This window comes from Devosia sp. Root436, assembly GCF_001426345.1.
In the GTDB taxonomy this organism is placed as follows: domain Bacteria; phylum Pseudomonadota; class Alphaproteobacteria; order Rhizobiales; family Devosiaceae; genus Devosia.
Genome location: NZ_LMEM01000001.1, coordinates 536,103 through 557,347 on the forward strand (window position 1 = coordinate 536,103; position 21,245 = coordinate 557,347).

General features: G+C 65.1%; 19 protein-coding genes. 5 read left to right on the forward strand and 14 right to left on the reverse strand.

Annotation, left to right across the window (positions count from 1 at the left end; genetic code table 11):
* Nucleotides 1–88 precede the first annotated feature (88 nt).
* Nucleotides 89–976 (forward strand): ATP-binding protein, encoded by an 888-nt coding sequence (locus ASD04_RS02690; RefSeq protein ID WP_056252091.1) that lies wholly within the window; start codon nucleotides 89–91, stop codon nucleotides 974–976.
* 105 nt (nucleotides 977–1,081) lie between these two features.
* Here ASD04_RS02690 and ASD04_RS02695 read toward each other — a convergent pair whose 3' ends face one another.
* The 12 genes from ASD04_RS02695 to ASD04_RS02750 all read right to left on the reverse strand — a co-directional run bounded on the left by ASD04_RS02695 (nucleotide 1,082) and on the right by ASD04_RS02750 (nucleotide 14,549).
* Nucleotides 1,082–1,957: a M23 family metallopeptidase gene (locus ASD04_RS02695; protein WP_056252095.1), complete on the reverse strand. Its 876-nt coding sequence runs from the start codon at nucleotides 1,955–1,957 to the stop codon at nucleotides 1,082–1,084.
* Nucleotides 1,958–2,526: 569 nt separating this feature from the next.
* The gene (surE, locus tag ASD04_RS02700; protein WP_056252099.1) at nucleotides 2,527–3,294 is read right to left on the reverse strand and encodes a 5'/3'-nucleotidase SurE; all 768 of its coding nucleotides are present in this window, start codon (nucleotides 3,292–3,294) and stop codon (nucleotides 2,527–2,529) included.
* The gene (serS, locus tag ASD04_RS02705) at nucleotides 3,291–4,622 is read right to left on the reverse strand and encodes a serine--tRNA ligase (protein ID WP_056252101.1); all 1,332 of its coding nucleotides are present in this window, start codon (nucleotides 4,620–4,622) and stop codon (nucleotides 3,291–3,293) included. Before serS ends, surE begins: the two co-directional genes overlap by 4 nt.
* Nucleotides 4,623–4,760: 138 nt before the next feature.
* Nucleotides 4,761–5,579 (reverse strand): twin-arginine translocase subunit TatC, encoded by an 819-nt coding sequence (gene tatC, locus ASD04_RS02710; RefSeq protein WP_056252105.1) that lies wholly within the window; start codon nucleotides 5,577–5,579, stop codon nucleotides 4,761–4,763.
* 3 nt (nucleotides 5,580–5,582) lie between these two features.
* Nucleotides 5,583–6,251, reverse strand: a complete 669-nt coding sequence (gene tatB, locus ASD04_RS02715) for a Sec-independent protein translocase protein TatB (RefSeq protein WP_056252108.1) — start codon at nucleotides 6,249–6,251, stop codon at nucleotides 5,583–5,585.
* A gap of 44 nt (nucleotides 6,252–6,295) precedes the next feature.
* Nucleotides 6,296–6,505, reverse strand: a complete 210-nt coding sequence (tatA, locus tag ASD04_RS02720; RefSeq protein WP_056234417.1) for a twin-arginine translocase TatA/TatE family subunit — start codon at nucleotides 6,503–6,505, stop codon at nucleotides 6,296–6,298.
* Between the two features lie 57 nt (nucleotides 6,506–6,562).
* Entirely contained in the window at nucleotides 6,563–7,660 is a 1,098-nt protein-coding gene (locus ASD04_RS02725; protein ID WP_056252110.1) for an ABC transporter ATP-binding protein, read from the reverse strand.
* Entirely contained in the window at nucleotides 7,660–8,319 is a 660-nt protein-coding gene (scpB, locus tag ASD04_RS02730; RefSeq protein WP_056252113.1) for an SMC-Scp complex subunit ScpB, read from the reverse strand. The genes ASD04_RS02725 and scpB overlap by 1 nt, the downstream gene beginning before the upstream one ends.
* Nucleotides 8,316–9,104 (reverse strand): ScpA family protein, encoded by a 789-nt coding sequence (locus ASD04_RS02735; RefSeq protein WP_056252116.1) that lies wholly within the window; start codon nucleotides 9,102–9,104, stop codon nucleotides 8,316–8,318. Before ASD04_RS02735 ends, scpB begins: the two co-directional genes overlap by 4 nt.
* A gap of 144 nt (nucleotides 9,105–9,248) precedes the next feature.
* On the reverse strand, nucleotides 9,249–11,477 hold the full coding sequence (locus ASD04_RS02740) for an SPOR domain-containing protein (RefSeq protein WP_056252119.1): 2,229 nt from the start codon (nucleotides 11,475–11,477) through the stop codon (nucleotides 9,249–9,251).
* Nucleotides 11,478–11,582: 105 nt separating this feature from the next.
* Nucleotides 11,583–13,328 carry an arginine--tRNA ligase gene (argS, locus tag ASD04_RS02745; protein WP_056252122.1) on the reverse strand — a complete coding sequence of 582 codons (1,746 nt, stop codon included), beginning with the start codon at nucleotides 13,326–13,328 and terminating at the stop codon, nucleotides 11,583–11,585.
* A gap of 30 nt (nucleotides 13,329–13,358) precedes the next feature.
* Entirely contained in the window at nucleotides 13,359–14,549 is a 1,191-nt protein-coding gene (locus tag ASD04_RS02750; protein WP_056252125.1) for a deoxyguanosinetriphosphate triphosphohydrolase, read from the reverse strand.
* An 82-nt stretch (nucleotides 14,550–14,631) separates the two neighbouring features.
* Here ASD04_RS02750 and ASD04_RS02755 point away from each other — a divergent pair, with 82 nt between their 5' ends.
* The 3 genes from ASD04_RS02755 to xth all read left to right on the forward strand — a co-directional run bounded on the left by ASD04_RS02755 (nucleotide 14,632) and on the right by xth (nucleotide 16,974).
* On the forward strand, nucleotides 14,632–14,982 hold the full coding sequence (locus ASD04_RS02755) for an iron-sulfur cluster assembly accessory protein (protein WP_056252128.1): 351 nt from the start codon (nucleotides 14,632–14,634) through the stop codon (nucleotides 14,980–14,982).
* Nucleotides 14,983–15,037: 55 nt separating this feature from the next.
* Complete coding sequence (locus ASD04_RS02760; protein ID WP_056252132.1) at nucleotides 15,038–16,132, forward strand: serine hydrolase domain-containing protein; 1,095 nt, start codon at nucleotides 15,038–15,040, stop codon at nucleotides 16,130–16,132.
* 62 nt (nucleotides 16,133–16,194) lie between these two features.
* Nucleotides 16,195–16,974 carry an exodeoxyribonuclease III gene (gene xth / locus ASD04_RS02765; protein WP_056252142.1) on the forward strand — a complete coding sequence of 260 codons (780 nt, stop codon included), beginning with the start codon at nucleotides 16,195–16,197 and terminating at the stop codon, nucleotides 16,972–16,974.
* 16 nt (nucleotides 16,975–16,990) lie between these two features.
* Here the strand turns inward: xth and ASD04_RS02770 are convergent, their stop codons facing one another.
* Nucleotides 16,991–17,800, reverse strand: a complete 810-nt coding sequence (locus ASD04_RS02770; protein WP_056252145.1) for a tetratricopeptide repeat protein — start codon at nucleotides 17,798–17,800, stop codon at nucleotides 16,991–16,993.
* A 548-nt stretch (nucleotides 17,801–18,348) separates the two neighbouring features.
* On the opposite strand from ASD04_RS02770, the gene ASD04_RS02775 reads away from it, so the two are divergent.
* Nucleotides 18,349–20,217, forward strand: a complete 1,869-nt coding sequence (locus tag ASD04_RS02775; RefSeq protein WP_082530931.1) for an ABC transporter ATP-binding protein — start codon at nucleotides 18,349–18,351, stop codon at nucleotides 20,215–20,217.
* A 15-nt stretch (nucleotides 20,218–20,232) separates the two neighbouring features.
* Here ASD04_RS02775 and ASD04_RS02780 read toward each other — a convergent pair whose 3' ends face one another.
* Nucleotides 20,233–21,243 carry a CorA family divalent cation transporter gene (locus ASD04_RS02780; protein ID WP_056252148.1) on the reverse strand — a complete coding sequence of 337 codons (1,011 nt, stop codon included), beginning with the start codon at nucleotides 21,241–21,243 and terminating at the stop codon, nucleotides 20,233–20,235.
* Nucleotides 21,244–21,245: the final 2 nt, after the last annotated feature.

Consider the following 21,245-nt stretch of genomic DNA (forward strand, 5'->3'; position numbering starts at 1 on the left):
CGGTCAAAATCGCGCGGACTATACATTTGCACCCTGCCGATTGCAAAGCCATTCCGGGGGTCGCAAATTGCCGCGTCTACCACGGGAAATGCCTGCTTTGACAAACCCAGACCACCTCGCCCGGATTGCCGCCACGCTTGACGAAATCGCCTTGTCGCTCAAGGCTTTGGCGCCGGCTCCGAACGAACCGATTCCGGCGCTGTCGGAGGCCGATGCCTACCACTGGGATGGCGATGCCGGGGTTTTGATTGATGTGCCCCAGGTGAGCCGGGTGCCGCTGGCCATGCTCAAGGGGATCGACTCCGTGCAGGATATTCTCCTGCGCAACACCGAACAGTTTGCCCGCGGCCATGGCGCCAACAATGCGCTGCTGTGGGGCGCGCGCGGCATGGGCAAGAGCTCGTTGGTCAAGGCCATCCACGGCAACATCGTCGAGCGGCGGGCCGAGGGCTTCCAGCGACTGGTACTGATCGAGATCGCACGGGAGGACCTGGAAACCCTCCCTGCCCTGATGCGCCGCATCGGCGGCGAGGCGGCGCGCTTTGTCATCTTCTGCGACGATCTCAGCTTCGACAATGGCGAGACCAGCTATAAATCGCTCAAGACCATCCTCGATGGCGGGCTGGAGGGGCGGCCGGAGAATGCGCTGTTCTACGCCACCTCAAACCGCCGCCACCTGATGCCGCGCGACATGATCGAGAACGAGCGCTCGACCGCGATCAATCCGGGTGAAGCCGTCGAGGAGAAGGTGTCGCTGTCGGACCGTTTCGGGCTATGGCTGGGCTTCCACAATTGCGACCAGCCGACTTTCCTGGGCATGGTGCGGGCCTATGCCGACCATTACGGGCTCGATATCGACGATGAGACGCTGAGGGCACGCGCCATCGAATGGTCGGCTACCCGCGGCGCCCGTTCGGGCCGCGTGGCGATCCAGTTGGTGCGGACGCTGGCAGGCGAACTGGGCAAGGCCATCTAGCAGAAGCGTCCGAAAGCTCGTCATCGCCCGATCGCCGGTTGGCGAAGCCTGGCCACAAACGAAAACCCCCGCTTTCGCGGGGGCCTTCGTGACATCCTGGCTTTATCAGCTTGCCAGCAGTGGCACTGGGTCGACCGGGGTTGCGCCCTTGCGCAGCTCGAAATGCAGTTGCGGCTTGGTGACCGAACCGGTCATGCCGGCGGCGCCGATAGTGTCGCCGCGACCGACGACGGCGCCCTTGGCGACGCTCATCGACTGCAGATGGGCATAGGCCGACACGTAGCCATTGGGGTGACGGATCAGCACCAGGTTGCCATAGCCTTCAACGCCGGAACCGACATAGATCACCGTGCCATTCTCTGCGGCCTTGACGGCCGAGCCTTCGGGCACTTCGATATTGATGCCGGTGCCCTTGGACGAGGCGAAATCGACCAGAACGCGACCGCTGGCGGGCCAGCGGAACTTGTCGCTACCCGACATTGCGGGCTCCGCGGCCGGAACATTGGCGACCTGGGTCGGCTGAGCGACCGGCGCGGCCTGTTGCTGCGGCAGCGTGGGCGTCACCGCCGGCGTGGCCGCGGCCTGGAGCGCGTTGGGAGCGGCCTGCGGCAGCGTCTGCTGGGCCGGAGCGGGCGTGGTGATCGGCGTGGTGCTGGCGACCTGGGTGGTCGGCGCCTTGGTGGCGAGCAGGTCGGCGCGGCCAGGAATGATCACCTTCTGACCGACGACGATCTTGTCGGGCGAGGAGAGATTGTTGGCCTGGACGATGGCCTGGGTCGTCACCTCGTAGCGGCGGGCGATGGTATAGAGCGACTCGCCGCTGGCGATGGTGTGGGTAAAGCCGGTGCCGGCGGCACCCGGCAAAGTCGGGCTGGGCGAAGCCGCCGCCAGCGATGGGACCGAGCTGTTGGTCGGCAGGGTGCCGAGAACGGCAGGAGACGGCATCGGCGCGGCCGAAGCGAAAGCGGGTTGTGGTTGCATGGTGGGCAGGGATCCCTGAGAAGACGGGTTACTCAGTACAGGAAGGTCTTGGGACTGGACGGATGGCATGGCGTTGGCCGTCCCCATCGGCTGGGGATAGCCCGCAGCGGGCTGGTTCCAGGCCGGCTGGACGCCAGCGGTCGTTGGAGCGTTCCAGCCACCGCCGACATTGGCGGGCGGCAGGAAGCGGCTCTCGGCCACCATGTTCTGAGGCGAACCCAGACTGGCCGGCATGGGCTGGCTATAGCTTGTGGGAGCGCTCTGCGGCAGGGAGCCGGTTGTCGTCGGATCGCCAAACGACCGGCTACCGAGACTGGAACACCCGGATAGTGCAACGGCAGTGGCGACCAGGCCAACCATCGCAACGGCACCTTTGGGCGCCCGACGGGATACGCGGATACTCATCAGCTTACTCGTACGCAGGTACTCAACACGAGTTTGAGACTAGGCCGGTAAGGTAAAGACGAGTTTAAAGCCGATGCGATTTGAGCGAAATCGTGTCGGTGGGATTCTGGATTGGGTAAGGTTAAGGCGGTACCCCGGTGTCACGCCCTCGTGGTTCGAGGCCGCTAAAGCGACAGCGTGCCCCGCAGTCGCGCCACCAGTGCCGTATCGGTCTGTTGCAGCAGCATCGGCGTCACCGTCACATAGCCATCCTGGCGCATCACCTCGAAATCGGCAGTCCGATCCAGTGGCATCGGGGTTTCGGGAATGGCGACGAAGAACTTGCCGCCATTGTCGCTGGGAAAATAGCGAAACGGCGAGCGCGAGAAGCGCTGGTGCGGCACCACGGCGATGCCCTTGGTGGTGTCGGGGGCGCAGAAGGGAAAGTTGACGTTGTAGTAGTGGTCCCTGCCCTGCGCCGCGGCGATGACGGCGCGAGCGACGGCGGCGCCGTGGCGGATGGAATTGGACCAATCCACCTCGCGGCCCTGCTCGTAGTTGATGCCCTGGCTCATGGCGATGCCGATGGCACCCTGTAACGCGCCTTCGCGCGCGCCGGCCGCGGTGCCCGAACAGTTGATGATGTCGCCCAGGTTCTGGCCGGCATTGACGCCAGACAGCACGACATCGGCGGGGCGATCGCCCAACAGGTGGGTCATGCCGGCGACGACGCAATCGGCGGGCGAGCCCCCGACTACGGAAAACGTGCGTTCATCGCGCCGATCGAGATGCAACTCGCGGCCGAGGGTGAAGCGGTGCCCTGCCCCCGACTGGTTGCCATCGGGGGCCACGATCCACACATCGTCGCTCAGCGCGCGGGCGATATCGGCCATGATGGCGATGCCGGGCGCGTCCACGCCATCGTCATTGGTGATGAGGATGCGCAGGCTCATCCAAGGATGCCGATGGATTTGACGCCGCCCATATAGGGCTGGAGCACATCGGGGATGGTGACCGAGCCGTCTGCCTGCTGGTAGTTCTCCATCACCGCGATCAGGCAGCGGCCGACTGCGGTGCCGGAGCCATTGAGCGTGTGAACGAAGCGCGGCGCCTGTTTCTCGCCCGCCGGGCGATAGCGGGCGTCCATGCGACGGGCCTGGAAATCGCCGCAGACCGAAACCGAGGAAATCTCGCGATAGGTATCCTGGCCGGGGAGCCAGACTTCGAGGTCATAGGTCCTCTGGGCGCCGAAACCGATATCGCCGGTGCAGAGATTCATGACGCGATAGTGGAGGCCCAGCCGCTGCAGCACCGTCTCCGCGCAGGCCAGCATACGCTCATGCTCATCGACGGAGGTTTCCGGCGTGGTGATCGACACCAGTTCCACCTTGTTGAACTGGTGCTGGCGCAGCATGCCACGCGTATCGCGCCCGGCCGAGCCGGCCTCGGAGCGGAAGCAGGGCGTCAGCGCGGTCAGGCGCAGGGGCAGTTCGTCCTCGGCCAGGATGGACTCGCGGACGAAGTTGGTCAGCGGGACTTCCGCCGTGGGGATGAGGGCCAGCCGGCTATCGCCATGCGGGGTGAAGAACAGGTCTTCCTCGAATTTGGGCAACTGGTTGGTGCCGAACAAGGCTTCGTCGCGCACCAGCAGCGGCGGCTGGACTTCGGTATAGCCGTGCTCGGTCGTGTGCAGGTCGAGCATGAACTGGCCGATGGCGCGCTCGAGCCGGGCCACCTGCCCTTTCAGCACCACAAAGCGGCTGCCCGAGAGCTTGGCGGCGGTTTCGAAATCCATCTGGCCCATGGCTTCGCCGATCTCGTAATGCTCCCTGGGGGCAAAGCTGAGAACGGGCTTGGGCGCGCGGAGCTGGGCGGCGGTTTCGGGCGAGCCGTTGCGGCCGAAATACTCGACATTGCCGGTTTCGTCCGTGCCGTCGGGCACGTCGTCGAAGACCAGGTTGGGGATGACCGAGAGGGCATTGCGCAGTTCGAGTTCGACGGCGCGTTCATCGGCTTCGCCCTGGGGAATGAAATCCTTGAGGCTGGCAACTTCGGCCATCAGTTCGGCTGCCCTGGTTTCGTCCTTCTGCGCCTTGGCCTGGCCGATCTGCTTGGAGAGCACGTTGCGCTTTTCCTGCGCCTCATTGAGGCGGGTGATGATGTCGCGGCGCTTGTCGTCGATGGCGAGCAGGTCGGAGGCACGCACGGAAATCCCCTTGCGCCGCGAAACGGCGGCGTCGAAGGCTTCGGCGTTGGCTCTGATCCACTTGATATCGAACATCGGTTGCTACGGGACGCTGCCCGCCTCTGGTTGGTAAACTGTCAATAGCGCTCATGGTGAGCTTGTCGAACCACGAGGGCGTGGCGGAACGGTGCCACGACCTCGTCCTTCGACATACTCAGGATGAGGTCTACTCTGCTATTCGGACGATGAGCTGGAAAGTTCAGCTTCCCCCGCCGCCAAAGCCGCGGCACGACGCTTCTCGACCATCCGGACGGAGATGATCGAAAGTTCGTAGAGCAGGTACATGGGCACGGCAAGGCCGATCTGGGAGATCGGGTCGGGCGGGGTGATGAAGGCGGCGAAGATCAGGATGCCGACAATGGCGTAACGGCGGCCCTTCTTCAGCACATCGACATGGATCAGGTCGATCTGCGCCAGCAACGTCAGGATCACTGGCAGCTGGAAGCAGACACCGAAGGCCAGGATCAGAAGCATGGCCAGGCCCAGATATTCGCTGACGCTGGTCAGCATCTGGATATCCTCGGTCTGCATGCCAGCGAAGAAATGCAACGCCATGGGCAGCACGACGACGTAGACGAGTGCCGCACCGGCGACGAAGAAGATCGGCGTGGCAACGAGATAGGGGATGAACGCCCGGCGCTCGTGCTTGTAAAGGCCGGGCGCGACGAACATGTAGATCTGGCTGGCGACGATGGGGAAACCGAGGAAAATCGCGCCGAACAGGGCGACGTTCAGATAGGTGAAGAACAGTTCCTGCGGCGCGGTGAAGATCAGATTCGCATCGGGAACGGCGCGCTTATAGGGAATCAGCAGCCATTCGTAGATGGTGCTGGCGAAGATGAAGCAGAATGCCATCAGCACGACGATGGTGATCGCCGAATAGATCAGCCGCTTGCGCAGCTCGACCAGATGCTCGAGCAGCGGCGCCTCGCTGCCGGCGAGTTCGTCTTCGGGTTCTTCGGTCTTGCCTTCGATCTGCTTGGTATCGGCCATGGTCTATGCGTCTCCGGCCTTGGCAGTCGCGGCAGGCTTTGCCGAGCGCTTCTTCGGCGCCGGCTTGGCAGTGGCAACAGGCTTGCTCGCTGCAGGAACCTTGGCGGCTTTTGCCGCAGGCTTCTTCGCGGCGGCCTTTTTTGCCGGTGCCGGCGCCTCGAGCGGGGCCAGGTCGGAGGTGACAACAGGGCGCGTCGGAGCAGCCTTGGCCCGGACGGCCTTTTTGGCGGGCGGTTTCATGGGGGGGGCCGTCGGCGGCGTTACCATGGGGCCTTCGGCCCGGAACCCGGCTTCGGCACCGATCTGGGCTGCGGTCTTGGGCGGCGTCATCCCGGCGGCGGCCTTGATTTCGTCGACGACGCTTTCGGCCTTTGGATCGGCAGGCTTGATGACGCCGGTCGGCTTGGTGCCAGTCGGGGTCATGGCGTTGAACTCCTTGCGGATTTCATCGCTGGTCTTCTTGAGCGGCGCGGTGATGGAATTGCGCAGGTTGCGCACTTCATCGAGCCCCGTAGTCTTGTTGATCTCGCGCTGGAAGTCGTTGCCCATGCGCCTAATCTGCCCGGCTATCTTGCCGATGCGGTTCATCACCACGGGCAGGTCTTTCGGTCCGATGACGATCAGCGCCACGACACCGATCACCAGCATCTCTGTCCAGCCCAAGCCGAGCATAGTCCTATTCCTTCAAAGCGGCGGCGGGGTCGGCAGTAACGTCTTCAGACGTCTTTCTTTTCCGGCTCGCCGACAGGCGCGGCGGCGGTGGTCGTTACCCGTTCCACCGGCTTGTCGTCGTCCTTCATGCCCTTCTGGAAGGCTTTGATGCCCGAGGCGACTTCACCCATCATGCCGGAAATCTTGCCACGGCCGAACAGCAGGATCACGACAACGGCAACAACGAGAATGCCCCAAATTCCTGGCGCGTGCATATTGGTCTCCCTAAATTTCAGAACGCGTTACACGCGAAAGATAGGTCAGAAATAGGGTCAATCGCGCGCAAACACAAGAACGTGCTCAGGGTTCAGAGTCACGAAAACGTCTTGTCCCACCCGCAGGGCTGCGTCGGACGGCTGGCGCAGGCCGAGCGGGGCGTCGAGACCATCGACCATGACTTCGCAGATGTCGGTGCCGATGGCATCGCGCTTGCTGACGATGCGGCCGGGCGTGCCGGGGCCGCCCACTGCCATGGCGGCACCTCCTGCGGGGCGGATGGCGATGGTGACGGGAGCGCCCTCCGCCAGGCCCGGCGTGGGCACGGAACCCAGAGGCGTATCGGCGCGGCCGCGGGAAACCACGCTGTCGATCTCGCTCAGCGGCGAGAAGAAGCGGGCGGCGTTGAGGTCGACCGGCCGGCGGTAAATCTCGGCGGCAGTGCCGATCTGGGCGATGCGGCCGTGGCGCAGCAAAGCCACCCGATCGCCCAGCACCATGGCTTCTTCGGGGTCATGCGTGACGATGAGGCTGGTGACATGGGTTTCGCGCAGCACGGCCAGGGTTTCCTCGCGCACCGTCTCGCGCAGACGGGCATCGAGGCTGGAGAAGGGCTCGTCGAGCAGCAGGACGCCGGGGCGCGGGGCGACGCTGCGAGCCAGCGCCAGGCGCTGTTGCTGGCCGCCGGAGAGCCGGTGCGGATAATCGGCTTCGCGGTCCGCCAGACCAACGCGGCGCAGGGCGGCGCGGGCCTGGGCGAGTGCGGCGGTGCGGCCGAGCTGGCGCAGGCCGAAGAGGACATTCTGCAAGACGGTTAGATGCGGGAAGAGGGCAAAGTCTTGAAACATCAGGCCAATTCCGCGCCGGTCTGGCGGCATCGTCAGGCCTGGGGCCGAGACAATCTCGTCATTGATTCGGACAGCGCCGGCATGAACCGGCTGGATGCCGGCCGCGACACGTAAGGCGGTGGACTTGCCCGAACCGGATTCGCCGAGCAGGCAGACGATCTCGCCGGGTTTGAGGGCGAGGCTGAAGCGGTCGAGCACCACCCTGCCCCCGAGTTTCACCTCGACAGCGTCGAATTCGAGCGTGGCGGCGAAGCTGACGCCGGTGGTGCCGCGCAAGCCCCAGTCAGAGCTGGATTTTTCGACCATCAGTCCTGATCCTCGTCGCCACCCGGATCGTCGGGGTCGAGCGGGTCTTCGTCGTCGCGGAGGGCGGCGCCATCGAAGGGGAGCGGAATTTGCAGGTTGGGCGGTAGTCGGCCGGAGAGCAGGCCCGAGCCCTTGAGCTCATCGAGGCCAGGCAGATCGCTGAGGGTTTCGAGGCCGAAGTGATCGAGAAAAGCCTCAGTGGTTCCGTAGGTTACCGGGCGGCCCGGGGTGCGGCGGCGGCCGCGCATGCGGATCCAGCCGGCTTCCATCAACAGGTCGATGGTGCCCTTGCCGGTGGCGACGCCGCGGACCTCTTCGATCTCGGCGCGGGTGGCGGGCTGGTGGTAGGCGATGATGGAAAGGGTTTCGAGCGCGGCGCGGGAGAGCGGGCGGTTTTCCTGCTCGTCGCGGCGGAGCAGAAAACCCAGGTCTTCCGCGGTCCGGAAGGCCCATCTGTCGCCACGCCGGACCAGGTTTACCCCCCGATCGGCATAGCGCGCCTGGAGCGTCAGCAGCAGTTCACCGATGTTGGCGCCTTCCCCCAGATACGTTAGCAGACTGTTAGCATCGAGAGGCTCGCTTGACGCGAAAAGGAGAGCTTCGAGCACCCGCAGGTGACGCTCCACTATCTCGCTGTGATCATCGGAAAGCGCGCTCACGGGCGGTCTGCCTTGCGGCGGCGCATGAAGAGCGGGCCGAAGGTTTCGGTCTGGCGGAGATCGATCTGACCCAGGCGGACCAGTTCGAGGCTCGAGGCGAAGCTCGAGGCGCGGACGGTGGCGCGCTCGGCCGGGGTGGCGAGGTAGTCGACCAGGTAGGAATCCATCGACACCCACTCGAAACTATCACCGATCAGGCGCTGGAGGATATCGCGCGCCTCCTGCAGCGACCAGACGGTGCGCTGGATGGGCGAATAGTCGGTGGTGATGCCGCGTTCGCGCTGGCCGGCATAGGCCTTGAGCAGGTCGTAGAGGCTGGCTTCCCAGAGGCTGGTGCGCTTGATCTCGATCGGCTCGGGCATGCCGCGGGCGTAGACCTGGTAGCCGAGGCGCGGCCGGTTCATCAGTTGGCTGGCGGCACGGCGCATGGCTTCGAGGCGCTTGAGCCGGAATTGCAGCATGGCGGCCAGCATTTCGCCTGACGGTTCGTCGTCGGATGGCGCCTGCGGCACCATCAGCCGGCTCTTGAGATAGGCCAGCCAGGCGGCCATCACCAGATAGTCAGCGGCGACCTCGATGCGCTTCTCGCGCACGGTTTCGATGAAGGCGAGATATTGCTCGGCCAGAGCCAGCACAGAAATGGCGGCGAGATCGACCTTCTGGCGGCGGGCGAGATCGAGCAGCAGATCGAGCGGGCCTTCATAGCCGCCGACATCGACATACATGACATCTTCGGCCGCCGGCTCGGCGGGCGTGTCAAACCAGTCGGTCTGGGCAGTCGTCATAAATTCAGTGCCGCGCTGCAGGAACGTCCGGTCATCCTTGGCCGCTGGGTCCGCAGGCGTCAAGCATTGAAGACGAGAGATTCCCGCTTTCGCGGGAATGACGTCGTGGGCAGGAGAATGGCGCGGCGAACCTGGCTGCCCCGACTACATCGGGACGCAATCGCCGCCCGCGGCAATGACGTTGGTGCAGATGTTGCCGGCAGCCGAGGTCGAGGCGGCCGGAACCCGGACGCGATAGTAGATGCCACGGGCGCCAAGATCGACGCGCTGTACTTCCATATTGGCGCCGCCGAACAGCGGGCCGAAGCGAGTAACCAGAGCCTGTGCGGCCTGGCGGGCTTCTTCCTCGCTCCGCAGGGAGGCAAGCTGGGCATAGGCGGGCGCCGAATTGGGCAGGGCCTCGACCTCCATTGCGCCCGGTATCTGGGTAGCGGCAGCAGGCTGGGCAGCCGGCTGGGTGATAGCGGGTCGCGTTGCGGGCAAGGCGCCGAGCGTGGAATTGGCGGGTGGCGGCGGCAAAAGGTTGCCGGTACCGGCGGCGGGTGTATCGATCACGGCGTTGACCGGCGACGTCGCGGTGACGGTCGGAGCGGTCGCCTGCACGAGGCCGGCGGGGCGCAGCATGGGAACCGGCGCGGACTTGCCGGCCAGCAGGTTACCGGCCAGATCGATGGCCGGAACGGTCGAACCGGGGGTAACCGGCGTCACCGGAGCCTCGGTGGCAGCAGCCGGCTCAGGCGTGCTCGGGGCGGCGGGCTCGGGCTGGACGCTGGCCACCAGATCGGGGCTAGCCGTTTCCGCGCCCGGAACCGCGGGAACATTGGGGCGATCCACAGGCAGGATGGCGCTGCCGGCAACGCTTTCGTCGCCGCTGACAATGGTGCCGTCAGGACGGACGGTGACGGTGCGCACCTTGCGATTGGCCAGGCCTTCCTCGCTCAGATCGCTGGTGGGCGGAACCTGAGTGACTTCGTTGACGTCGGCCTGATCGCGCGACACGAGCTGTTCTTCGGCACCGGGGACGACGCCGTTGATCTCGTTGAACACGATGGACTGCGGGGCCGCAGCGGCATCGGGCTCGACGGCGGGGGTTTCCTTGACCGGGCTGGTATCGGCGGTGAGCAGCGGCGCCGGGCCAGAATCGCGACCGAGGCCAAGCACCCAATAAAGACCGAAGCCGGCGGCCAGCAGCAGGGTGACAGCGACCAGCGGACCGGCAACGGCGCGCGTCATGCCACGGGAGCGGAAGCCTCGACGGACCGGAGGGGCAACCGCACCGGCATCATCGACCTCGGGGGCCTCGACCCAGCCAATTTCGGCGCCGGTGGCCTGTGCCGCGGCAAGAATGGCTTCGTCGGCACCGGACAGCGCGCGGGGCGCAGCCTGGGCAGCGTCCTCGACGGGCGCAGCCGGAGCGGTCGGCGTGGCGAGGCTGCGCAACGCCGGGCTCGGAACGGGCCGTTCAACGCCGGTGGTCTCGACCGGCTTGTCGAACTCGACGCGCATGGCGCGGCCGATCAGATGCTCGATCTCGTCTATCGGATCGCTGCCGAGGCCATCATCCTGCGGCGCCGCAGCGGGCACCACGGAAGGCGCGGGCTGATGCAGCCCGGCGAAAGGCGCCGATCGCTCGGAAGCCGCTGGCTCCGTTACGACAGGACTGACCGATGGCTCGACCGGCACTGGCTTGGAGCCAAGCCCGAAGACGGGTGGAACCTTGAAACGGTCCTGCTCGGGCCGCGGCGCGGGCTGGAGGTTGAGCGCACGCAATTCAGGGCGCGCCGACTTGTCCTGGCCGCCGAGATTGGCGGCGACGGTCGTCGGCACCCAGCCGTGGCCGGTCTGCGGCGTGGAAGGAGAGATAGGGGGCGCCACGGGCTCCGACGCAGCAGGCGCCGAGATCGGCTCGGCCGAGAGTTCGGCGGCGATCAGATCGGCAATGCCATCGTGATCATCGATGACAGCCGCCGCCAGGACCGGCGCGGCAGGCTGTTCGGCCGGAGCAACCGGCGTGGCGGGCGGCCCGGGCGGAACGGCCGCGACCGGGCTGCGCCGGGGCGTGGCGAGGTCGAAATCGAACCGGAAGGGCTGGGGCGTTTCGGCTGACGGCGCGGGAGCGGCGACAACCGGTTCGTCGGGCACGGCCGGCACGGTTGCGGCAGGCCGCTCGGCGGCCATGGCCATGGTGTGGTCGAAATCGAAACGCGGGGTCGGCGCGCTGGCCGCAGGCGCAGCGGGCGTGTCATCACCGGGAATACGCACGGTAAAGGCAGGAGCAGCCGGTTCCGCCGGACGGTCGCCTTTGGCATCCTGGGCCATGAGCTTGGCAAGCTCGGCAATCAGATCATCTGCGGCGTCGGGTTGTCCGGCCATTGGCTGCGGTTTCGCTGACATCAACCAGCGCCCTCTCAATTACGACTACTTCGGCGCCCGAACTGAGGGCATTGTGCCGCGAGTCATCATAGTAATGCGCCCGAATTATGAAAGCTCCTCGGGCGCGGAAACGCCCAGAATTGCTAGGGCGTTGACGATAACCTGACGCACGGCATCGACCAGCGCGAGTCGGGCCAAAGTGAGCTTTGGATCGGCATCGTTAACAAATCGTAAATGCGGATCGTCCTTGCCCTTGGCCCAGAAGCCATGGAAGGCCGCCGACAGCTCGTGGACATAGAAAGCGATGCGGTGCGGCTCATGGGCGATGGCCGCCGCGGTGACGGTGCGCGGCCAGGCGGCGAGCACCCGGACCAGGTCGAGTTCGGCCGGCGTGACGATGCGCTCGATCTCTGCCGCCGCCAGGGCGGCGGGCGAGAAATCGAGCGCCGGCAGGTCGCGCGCGGCAGTCTTGAAGATCGAGTATGTCCGGGCATGGGCATATTGGACGTAGAAGACCGGGTTGTCCTTGGTCTGCTCCTTGACCAAAGCAAAGTCGAAATCCATCGCCGCGTCATTGCGCCGGTACATAAGCATAAAGCGGGTGGCGTCGGCGCCCACTTCCTCGACCACATCGGCCAGGGTGACCAGGTCGCCGGAGCGCTTGCTCATCTTGAACGGCTCGCCGTTTTTGAGCAGCCGCACGAGCTGACAGATGCGCACATCCATATCGGCGGCATCGAGCGATACGGCCTTGACCGCCGCCTGCAGGCGCTTGACATAGCCGGAATGGTCGGCGCCGAGCACGTTGATCATGTGCTTGAAGCCGCGCAGGAACTTGTTGCGGTGATAGGCGATATCGGCGGCGAAATAGGTGTAGGAGCCATCGGACTTGACCAGCGGCCGATCGACATCGTCGCCATAGTCGGTGGCGCGGAACAGGGTCTGCTCGCGGTCTTCCCATTCGTCGGGCGTCTTGCCCTTGGGGGGCTCGAGGCGGCCTTCATAGATCATGCCTTCGTGCCGCAGCCAATCGAGCGTGAGCTGGATGTCGCCCCCCTGCCCGTGCAAGGTGCGCTCGGAGAAGAACACGTCGTGATGGATATTGAGCTGGGCCAGGTCGGCCTTGATCAGCTCCAGCATAGCGGCGAGGACGCGATCCTTGACCAGCGGGATAACCTCGGCCTCGGGACGCGACAGCAGGCTATCGCCGAACTCGGCCTTGAGCGCCTGGCCGACCGGGATCAGATAATCGCCGGGATAGAATCCGGGGGGGATTTGGATGGTCTCGCCCAGGGCCTCGCGGTAGCGCAGCAGGGTGGAATTGGCCAGCGTATCGATCTGGCTGCCAGCGTCGTTGATGTAATATTCGCGCGTCACCTCATAGCCGGAAAAGGCCATGAGCGAGGCCAAGGTGTCGCCGAAGACGGCGCCGCGGGTGTGGCCGACATGCATGGGGCCGGTGGGATTGGCCGAGACATATTCGATATTGACCGCCTCCCCGCCGCCCAGGGTCGAGCGGCCGTAATCGGCGCCAAGACTGGCGATGGAGCGCAGCACCTGGTGCCAGATCGGCGCGGCCAGGCGGAAATTGATGAAGCCGGGGCCGGCGACCTCGACGGAGGTGACGTCGGTATCGTGCTTGAAGTGGTCCACCAGGGCATTGGCGACTTCGCGTGGATTCATGCCCAGGGGCTTCGCCACGATCATGGCGGCATTGGTCGAGAGGTCACCGTGGGCCGGATCGCGCGGCGGCTCCACGACGATGCGGGCCAGCAGGTCCGCCCCGGCCTGGGGGAAGAGAACCTGCATGGCATTGCCGATGCGTGCGGAAAAGAGCGCGAAAACGTCCATGATGAACCCGGATGGTAAAGTGCGCCGGGGTTAACGGAAATCCGGGCGAGCGTCAAACAGGCGCTGGTATTCGTCGAGGGCATAAGGATCGGTCATGCCGGCTATGAAATCGGCGACGATGCGGGCGAGACTGCTGTCATCGGGCGCCGCGGCGGCGGCAATACCCCAGCGGCCGGGCAGGTCGCGGGCTTCCATATAGCGGGCAAAGAGCGCGGTGACGACGGTCTCGCTCTGGCGGACGGGACGCATGACGGTTTCGTGGCGGTAGACGCGTTCGAAGAGGAAGCTCTTGAGGCCATGTTCGGCTGCAGCGGCCGATGGCGAGAAGGTAACCAGCGTACGGCCGGCCTGGCGGACCGCCTCGGCGGAGGCGACGCTCGAGACGCGGATATTTGCGGCGGTGGTCGAAATGACGTCCTCGATGCCGCGGGTGATGAGGCGGCGCTGGACTTCGTGGGCCTGCCGCTTGGGGGCGATATCGGGGTAACGGGCGAGGACTTCGCGGACGATGGGGCCAGCCAGCGGCACCTCGGCCAGGTCGGCGAGGGTGATGAGGCCGGCGCGCAGGGCATCGTCGATATCGTGGGCATTATAGGCGATGTCGTCGGCGATGGCGGCGGTCTGGGCTTCGAGGGAGGCGAAGCTGGCGAGGCGCAGGTCGGCAATGGCGGGGATATCGTCGAGGCCGGCGGGCAGCCCCTCGCCGGCATATTTGCCGTGGGGGGTGCCGTCGGGATTGGTCAGGGGGCCATTGTGCTTGAGGATGCCCTCCAGCGTTTCCCAGGTGAGGTTGAGGCCGTCATGTTCGGCATAGCGGTTTTCGAGGCGGGTGACGACGCGCATGGCCTGGATGTTGTGGTCGAAGCCGCCATAGGGCGCCATGGCCGCGTGCAGGGCGCGTTCGCCGGCATGGCCGAACGGGGTGTGGCCGAGATCGTGGCTGAGGGCGACGGCTTCGGCCAGGTCTTCATCGAGCCGCAAAGCGCGGGCCATTGAGCGGGCCATCTGGCTGACTTCGAGCGTATGGGTCAGCCGATTGCGGAAGTGGCCGCCATATTGGAGGAACACCTGGGTCTTCTGCTGCAGGCGGCGGAAGGCGGTGGAATGGATGATGCGGTCGCGGTCGCGCTGGAACTCGGAGCGCGTGGGACTGGGGCCAGTACCATGCAGGCGGCCAAGGGACAGCTCGGGCTTACTGGCGTATGGGGCGGTCTCGCTCATCGGTGATGACAAAAGCCTTTTCATTTCCGGCAAGAGTTACTATTTTAGCCCTACCGTTATGACATTACGGCATGGATATCAGATGACCGCTCTTGCCCTTGCTTCTCCCGACGTCGTGCTGACCGATCGCGCTGCCAAGCGGGTGTCGCGGATTCTGTCCAAGGAACCGGAAGGTACGGTGCTGCGCATTTCGGTGGCGGGCGGCGGTTGCTCGGGATTCCAGTACGAATACAATCTCGTACAGGAAAAGCCGGCCAGCGACGATATCGTTCTTTCCAAGGGCGACGCGGTGGTGCTGATCGATTCGATGAGCCTCGAATTCATGGGTGGGGCGGAGATTGACTATGTCGACGACCTGATCGGGCAGAGCTTCCAGATCAAGAATCCCAATGCGGTCGCCTCCTGCGGCTGCGGGACGAGCTTTGCCGTCTAAACCATTGAAATCCTGACGACCAGGCCGTAGCGTCTCGCCAACGATGGAGAGACGCATGGGCCTGAGTGAACGCGTGGATGCGGCGGTGGACGCCGCCCTGGGGCAGCGCATTGTCGGCTGCGTGATCCTCATCAACCGGGACGGCGAGGAGATCTATGCCCGTGCCGCGGGGCTGGCGGATCGCGAGGCGAATGTGCCGATGCGGCGCGACGCGATCTTCCGGCTGGCGTCGGTGACCAAGCCTATCGTGGCGACGGCGGTGTTGCGGCTGGTCGACCTGGGGCTGATCGGGCTCAATGACAAGGTGACGCGCTACCTGCCGTGGTTCACGCCCGCCAATCCGGATGGCAGCATGGCCGATATCCGCATCCGGCACCTGCTGAGCCATACGTCGGGGCTGGCCTATGGCAATGTGCCTGACAATGCCACCGGCGGCCTGTCGGGGCCGCTCAACTCGCTGACCGAAACCCTGCAGAATATCGCCAAGGTGAAGCTGGCCTTCGCGCCGGGCACCGGCTGGGACTATGGTACCAGCATCGATGTGCTGGGCGGGGTGCTGGCTGCCATCAACGGGTCCAATGTCGAGGATGCGCTGGGGCGCTATGTGACCGGGCCGCTGGGCATGGCGGATGCGCATTTTTATGTGACCGACCCAGCGCGGCTGGCGGTGCCCTATGGCGATGGCAGGCCACCGGTGCGCATGGGCGAGCCGCATGTGCTGGGCGATCAATATGGCAGCACGACGTTTTCGCCGAGCCGCATCTTCAACCCGGCCGCGCCGCAGAATGGCGGGGCGGGCATGGCGGGAACGGCCGACGACATCATGAAGATGCTGGAAGTCTATAGTGGAAGGCCGGGGCTGCTCGAGCCCGCAACCGTCGCCATGGCGCTGGCCAACCAGATCGGCGACCTGCCACGGCGCGCCAACGACGCCGGCAAGCGCTTCAGCTTTCTCGGCGCGGTGCTCGCCGACCCGCAAGCGGCGAACAATCCCTGCCCCGCCGGCACGGTGGACTGGGGTGGCGCCTGGGGACACAATTGGGTGGTCGATCCAGTCAACCGCATGACCATCGTCGTCTGCACCAATACGACCTTCGAGGGCTGCAACGGCCCGTTCCGCGACGATATCCTGCAAGCCGTCTACGCCTGACGAGCCTCACCGGTTGCCCCCTGCCCGGCCTGCGTCTAGCTTGGCGCCAACGGAGACTCGCCATGCGCATTGCCACCTGGAACATCAACGGCGTCAAAGCCCGGCTCGAGCTGCTGCTGAAGTGGCTGAGCGAGGAAAAGCCCGACATCGTGGTGCTGCAGGAAATCAAGACGGTGGACGAGGGGTTCCCGCGGCTCGAAATCGAGGCGCTGGGCTATAATGTGGAAACGCATGGGCAGAAGAGCTGGAACGGCGTGGCCATCCTGTCGCTGCTGCCCTTCGACGAGGTGTCGCGCGGTTTGCCGGGCGATGACAGCGACGAGCAGGCACGGCTGATCGAGGGCGTGTTCTCGGTGGAGACCGGCGCCATCCGGGTGTGCGGCATCTACCTGCCCAACGGCAATCCGGTCGACAGCGAGAAATTTCCCTACAAGCTCAACTGGATGCGGCGGCTGGAAACCTATGTCGAGGGCCGGCTGGCGCTGGAAGAGCCCTTCATCCTGCTCGGCGATTTCAACATCATTCCGGCGCCGATCGACGCGCATGATCCCGAGGCGTGGTGGGGCGACGCGCTCTACCGGCCCGAGAGCCAGGAGCGGTGGCGCGCGCTTGGCAATCTGGGGCTGACCGATGCGCTGCGCGCAGTCAACGCGGAGCCGGCCTATACCTTCTGGGACTTCCAGGCCGGCGCCTGGCGGCGCAATGCCGGCATCCGCATCGACCACCTGATGGTGTCGCCGCAGGCGGCGGATCGGCTGGAGAATGTGATCGTACACAAGGATGTGCGCGGCTGGGACAAGCCGAGCGATCACGTGCCGGTGGAGGGGGAGTTTCGGTTTTAGGTGTGTGGCATCACCCTCAAAAACCGGCGAATTGCGGCGCGATGCTCTCGGCGAGGGCGAAGGCTTCGGTGCGCTGCTCGGGCGTGGCGATGGAGACGGCGCGGTTGAGCATTTCATCGATCCAGGCAGCATCGCCAGTGCCGGCGCAACGCTCATGGGCAATGGTGAGCCACATCAGGCCTTCGACTGGCTGGGCCTCGATGCCTTCGACGCCGTTGAACACCATGTCGCCGAGATGGGCCTGGGCCGGACAATGGCCCTTGCGGGCGGCCAGCGAGAACCAGCGGGCGCTTTGCAGCGGGTTGATGCCCATTTCGTTTTCCTGCGTATAGAGCAGGCCAACGCGATATTGCGCATCGGCATCGCCGAAATAGGTGGCGGCGTGCAGCAGCAAGGCATGCGAGCGCTCGGCATCGGCAGGGATGCCGGCATCGGGCAGGCCTTCCTTGTAGTAATCGCCGACCTTGACGAAGGACTGGGCCACGATGTCGGCCTCGACGCCGCGTGGAGCGGCATCGGCATGCTGGTTGGCGATCTGGGCGAAATAGCCGAAGGCCTTGACCGGGTCCTTGTCGACGCCTTCGCCATTTTCATACATCGTGCCGAGCTGCCACATGGCCATGGGCTGGCCGGCGCTGGCAGCATCTTCGAGCGCCGCAAGCAGATCGTCGCCGGACACACCGCCCCCTGCCCCGTCGAGCATGTTGGCCATGTTCAGCGCCGCATCGGCTGCCGTCTGGGCGTGTACGGGCATCGCCGCCGCCGCAAGGGCGAAGAGCGCTGCCGTCGTAACGGAAATCAGGGAATGGTCCCTAATGGTCCGCATCTTGCTCCTTCTTGCCCGCGGTGGAGCGGGCGAACTGTGTCGCCCGGTATCTCCCGGATCGGGAGGGCGGGCGTTAAGATTTCGGTAAACCCCGTTTGTGACCGCATTCGGCCGACCGCGTGGCGATCGGGAGGTATGATGCGGGCACTGCGTCGTTCACCCCGAGAGAGCCAAGCCAGGAGCTTCACCGTCGGTTCGACATTCGAGGGAGAAAACGCGCAAGCGGGCAGGCAAACGCCCGACCGCCTACAGGTCATCCGCCCCCAGATGCCTATGCCGTCTCGTTTAGGGTGAGATTGTGGCGACAAATATCGCCAAATCGTTGCCGCGCCCCGTCCTGAAATCGATTCACACGCATTGTTGCGGAATCGTCACAGAGTCGTCGCCAAACTGTTTCCCAACAGCAACGCATCGCCACCATGCCCTGCCGGAAGGTTGTGCCCGCTCGCCCGATCGGCATACTCGTAGCCATCGCGAATCCAAGGAGCGCAGCATGAAAACCCTGTCCAACGTGAAAGGAAGCAAACGCAATCAGGACATGATCATTCATGCAGTCTCAAAATTCGTGGACGGAGCAGCGCAGCGACGCCGGCCGTAGCCACCTCTCCTTCAAAAACCAGCTCTTCTTCAAACTTCTCGCCAGGCTGACCGGAAATCGGGGCAGCGATCCCGGCCGCGCCGTGGCGCGCGCCCGGAAATTCCTGGGCTATTATCGCCCCTATGTGCCGCTGCTGCTGGCAGACCTGGCCTGTGCAGTGTTGGTTGCGGCCAGTGCGATCGCCCTGCCGCTTTGCGCCAGCTACATCACCACGCGCCTGCCAGTATTGGCCGAAGCGGATGACGCATTGGCGCAAATCCTGGGCATGGGCGGCATCATGCTGGCCGTCTTCATCGTGCAATCGCTGGCTACCTATTTCGTCGATTACCGGGGCCATGTGATGGGCGCGCGGATCGAGGCCGACCTGCGCAAGGAGCTGTTCGAGCATTGCCAGAAACTCTCCTTCGGCTTCTACGACCGGCAGCGCGTCGGGCAATTGATGAGCCGGATCAGCAATGACTCGCTGTGGCTGGGCGAATTGTTCCATCACGGCCCGGAAGACCTCGCCATCAGCCTGCTCAAACTCGGCGGCGCGATGACGGTGCTGACCATTATCGATCCGGTGCTGGCAGGGCTGATTGCGCTGCTGGTGCCACCGGCCGTGCTCTATGCCCGCCATTTCAACCGGCGGATGAATGTGGCGCTCAAGACCACCAAGGAGCGCATTGCGGCCATCAACGAGCGGGTGGAGGACGCGCTGGGCGGCGTGCGGGTGGTGCAGTCCTTCGCCAATGAGGCGGTGGAGCTGGAGCGCTTCGAGGTGGAGAACCGGAACTTCCTGCGCAGCCGCAGCGACGGCTATCGCAGCGAAGCCCTGCTCTGGGTGGGCATGGACGGCTTTGCGCAGTTGGTGACCATCATGGTCATCGTGGGCGGCGCCATCCGCATCCTTCACGCCGATCTGAGTGTGGCGGACATGCTGACCTTCCTGCTCTGCGTGGGCGTGCTGGTCGATCCGGTGCGACGGTTGGATAACTTCATCCGGCTCTGGCAGGAGGGCGCGACCGGCTTCGTGCGCGCCATGGAACTGCTGGAGAAGGAGCCCGACATTGCCGACGCGCCCGGCGCGGTGGATATCGGCCCGATCAGCGGGGCGATCAGCTTTCGCGATGTCAGCTTCGGCTATGGCGATGGCGGAGCGCCGGTGTTCAGCGGGCTATCGCTTGATATCGCTGCGGGCGAGTTCGTGGCTCTGGTGGGGGCGTCGGGCGTGGGCAAGAGCACGCTCTGCGCGCTGATCCCGCGGTTCTATGATGTCGGCGGCGGAGCCATCACCATCGACGGAAAAGATATCCGCGACGTGACGCTGGCCTCGCTGCGGCGCAGCATCGGGGTGGTGCAGCAGGACATCTATCTGTTCAGCGGCACGGTGGCGGAGAACCTGCGCTATGGCCGGCCGGGGGCCAGCGACGAGGAGCTGGTTGCTGCGGCGAAGGCGGCCAATGCGCATGACTTCATCATAGCCCTGCCGGATGGATATGACACCGATATCGGGCAACGTGGGGTGAAGCTCTCGGGCGGGCAGAAGCAGCGGCTGACCATTGCCCGCGCGTTTCTCAAGAATCCGGCGGTGCTGATCTTCGACGAGGCGACCAGCGCGCTGGACAATGAGAGCGAAAGGGCGGTGCAGCAGGCGCTGCTGGAGCTGGCCGCGGGGCGGACGACGGTGGTCATCGCGCATCGGCTGTCGACGGTGCGGCATGCCGACCGCATCCTGGTGCTGACGCCGGAGGGGCTCGGCGAGGAGGGCACGCATGAGACGCTGATGGCCGCAGATGGGCTTTATGCCGGGCTGCATCGGGTTTCGGCGCGCATTTAATGGCAGTGGTCGGCGCTAGAGCCAGCGCCGGCCGCGCATCCACCAGACGATTCCGAGCGAGAGCACGAAGAGGGCGACGCAGACCGACCAGAAGGCGTGGGGATTATCGGCAAAGGGAATGCCGGCGACATTCATGCCGAGCGCGCCGGTGAGCAGGGTCAGCGGCATGAAGACCACGGTGACCGCGGCCAGGATCAGCATGGTGCGGTTCATCTGCTCGGCGCGGGCATCGATGATCTGTTCATGCACCAGCACAGCCCGTTCGGACAGTGCCTGCAACTCGTCGCCCAGTCGGGCGGAACGGGCCGAGGCCTCGCGCAGCCGAAGGCGATCGCGGGCGGTGAAATGGGACAGGTCTTCGATTTCCAGCGTGTTGAGCACATCGCGCTGCGGCCAGACGATCTTGCGGAAATTGATGAGGGTGCGGCGGAGCTCGGCCAGGCGATTATTGGCCTTGGCATTGTTCTGGACGATCAGGGCTTCCTCAATGTCGTCGAGGCGGTCCCCCAGCATTTCCACCAGTGGTTCCAGCCGGTCGGCAGCCCGCAGGCCCAGCCGCGCCACAAGATCGGCCGGGGAAACCGGCGCGTGGTGGGAGGCCACCCATTTGGTGATGCCCAGGAAATCGAGAATGTTCAGCTCGGACGCGATGATGACGCGGCCCTTCTCGATCCAGAGCGTCAGCAACTGCCGGCCGATATCATTGGGCTCAGCGCCGGGCCGGGCAACGCGCAGCACCACCATGGCGCGATCCTCGATGACGGTACAGCGCGAGCGCGTGCTGGGGACGGTCAGCAGGTCGGCATTGAATTCGCCCAGCTCCTGCTTGAGCCAGACCTTGAATTCGGGCGCCTTGGAATTGCCGCAGACCAGCTTGAAGCCACGGACGGGCACCTTGGGTTCGGCGGCGGTGGGCTCGTGCCTCACGACCCCGCCCCTGCCGTCGAAGACCAGCACCGCGCCAACGCCAACCATGCCGTTAGCGACATGGCGGGCCGGTGGTTCGCGCGGGACGGTGTCCTCCATCT

What these genes read in the sequence shown, in the direction of transcription:
- ASD04_RS02690 (WP_056252091.1), top strand. Translation starts at nt 89, where the DNA reads ATGCCTGCTTTGACAAACCCAGACCACCTCGCCCGGATTGCCGCCACG.
- ASD04_RS02695 (WP_056252095.1), bottom strand. Translation starts at nt 1,957, where the DNA reads ATGCAACCACAACCCGCTTTCGCTTCGGCCGCGCCGATGCCGTCTCCT.
- surE (WP_056252099.1), bottom strand. Translation starts at nt 3,294, where the DNA reads ATGAGCCTGCGCATCCTCATCACCAATGACGATGGCGTGGACGCGCCC.
- serS (WP_056252101.1), bottom strand. Translation starts at nt 4,622, where the DNA reads ATGTTCGATATCAAGTGGATCAGAGCCAACGCCGAAGCCTTCGACGCC.
- tatC (WP_056252105.1), bottom strand. Translation starts at nt 5,579, where the DNA reads ATGGCCGATACCAAGCAGATCGAAGGCAAGACCGAAGAACCCGAAGAC.
- tatB (WP_056252108.1), bottom strand. Translation starts at nt 6,251, where the DNA reads ATGCTCGGCTTGGGCTGGACAGAGATGCTGGTGATCGGTGTCGTGGCG.
- tatA (WP_056234417.1), bottom strand. Translation starts at nt 6,505, where the DNA reads ATGCACGCGCCAGGAATTTGGGGCATTCTCGTTGTTGCCGTTGTCGTG.
- ASD04_RS02725 (WP_056252110.1), bottom strand. Translation starts at nt 7,660, where the DNA reads ATGGTCGAAAAATCCAGCTCTGACTGGGGCTTGCGCGGCACCACCGGC.
- ASD04_RS02735 (WP_056252116.1), bottom strand. Translation starts at nt 9,104, where the DNA reads ATGACGACTGCCCAGACCGACTGGTTTGACACGCCCGCCGAGCCGGCG.
- ASD04_RS02740 (WP_056252119.1), bottom strand. Translation starts at nt 11,477, where the DNA reads ATGGCCGGACAACCCGACGCCGCAGATGATCTGATTGCCGAGCTTGCC.
- argS (WP_056252122.1), bottom strand. Translation starts at nt 13,328, where the DNA reads ATGGACGTTTTCGCGCTCTTTTCCGCACGCATCGGCAATGCCATGCAG.
- ASD04_RS02750 (WP_056252125.1), bottom strand. Translation starts at nt 14,549, where the DNA reads ATGAGCGAGACCGCCCCATACGCCAGTAAGCCCGAGCTGTCCCTTGGC.
- ASD04_RS02755 (WP_056252128.1), top strand. Translation starts at nt 14,632, where the DNA reads ATGACCGCTCTTGCCCTTGCTTCTCCCGACGTCGTGCTGACCGATCGC.
- ASD04_RS02760 (WP_056252132.1), top strand. Translation starts at nt 15,038, where the DNA reads ATGGGCCTGAGTGAACGCGTGGATGCGGCGGTGGACGCCGCCCTGGGG.
- xth (WP_056252142.1), top strand. Translation starts at nt 16,195, where the DNA reads ATGCGCATTGCCACCTGGAACATCAACGGCGTCAAAGCCCGGCTCGAG.
- ASD04_RS02770 (WP_056252145.1), bottom strand. Translation starts at nt 17,800, where the DNA reads ATGCGGACCATTAGGGACCATTCCCTGATTTCCGTTACGACGGCAGCG.
- ASD04_RS02775 (WP_082530931.1), top strand. Translation starts at nt 18,349, where the DNA reads ATGCAGTCTCAAAATTCGTGGACGGAGCAGCGCAGCGACGCCGGCCGT.
- ASD04_RS02780 (WP_056252148.1), bottom strand. Translation starts at nt 21,243, where the DNA reads ATGGAGGACACCGTCCCGCGCGAACCACCGGCCCGCCATGTCGCTAAC.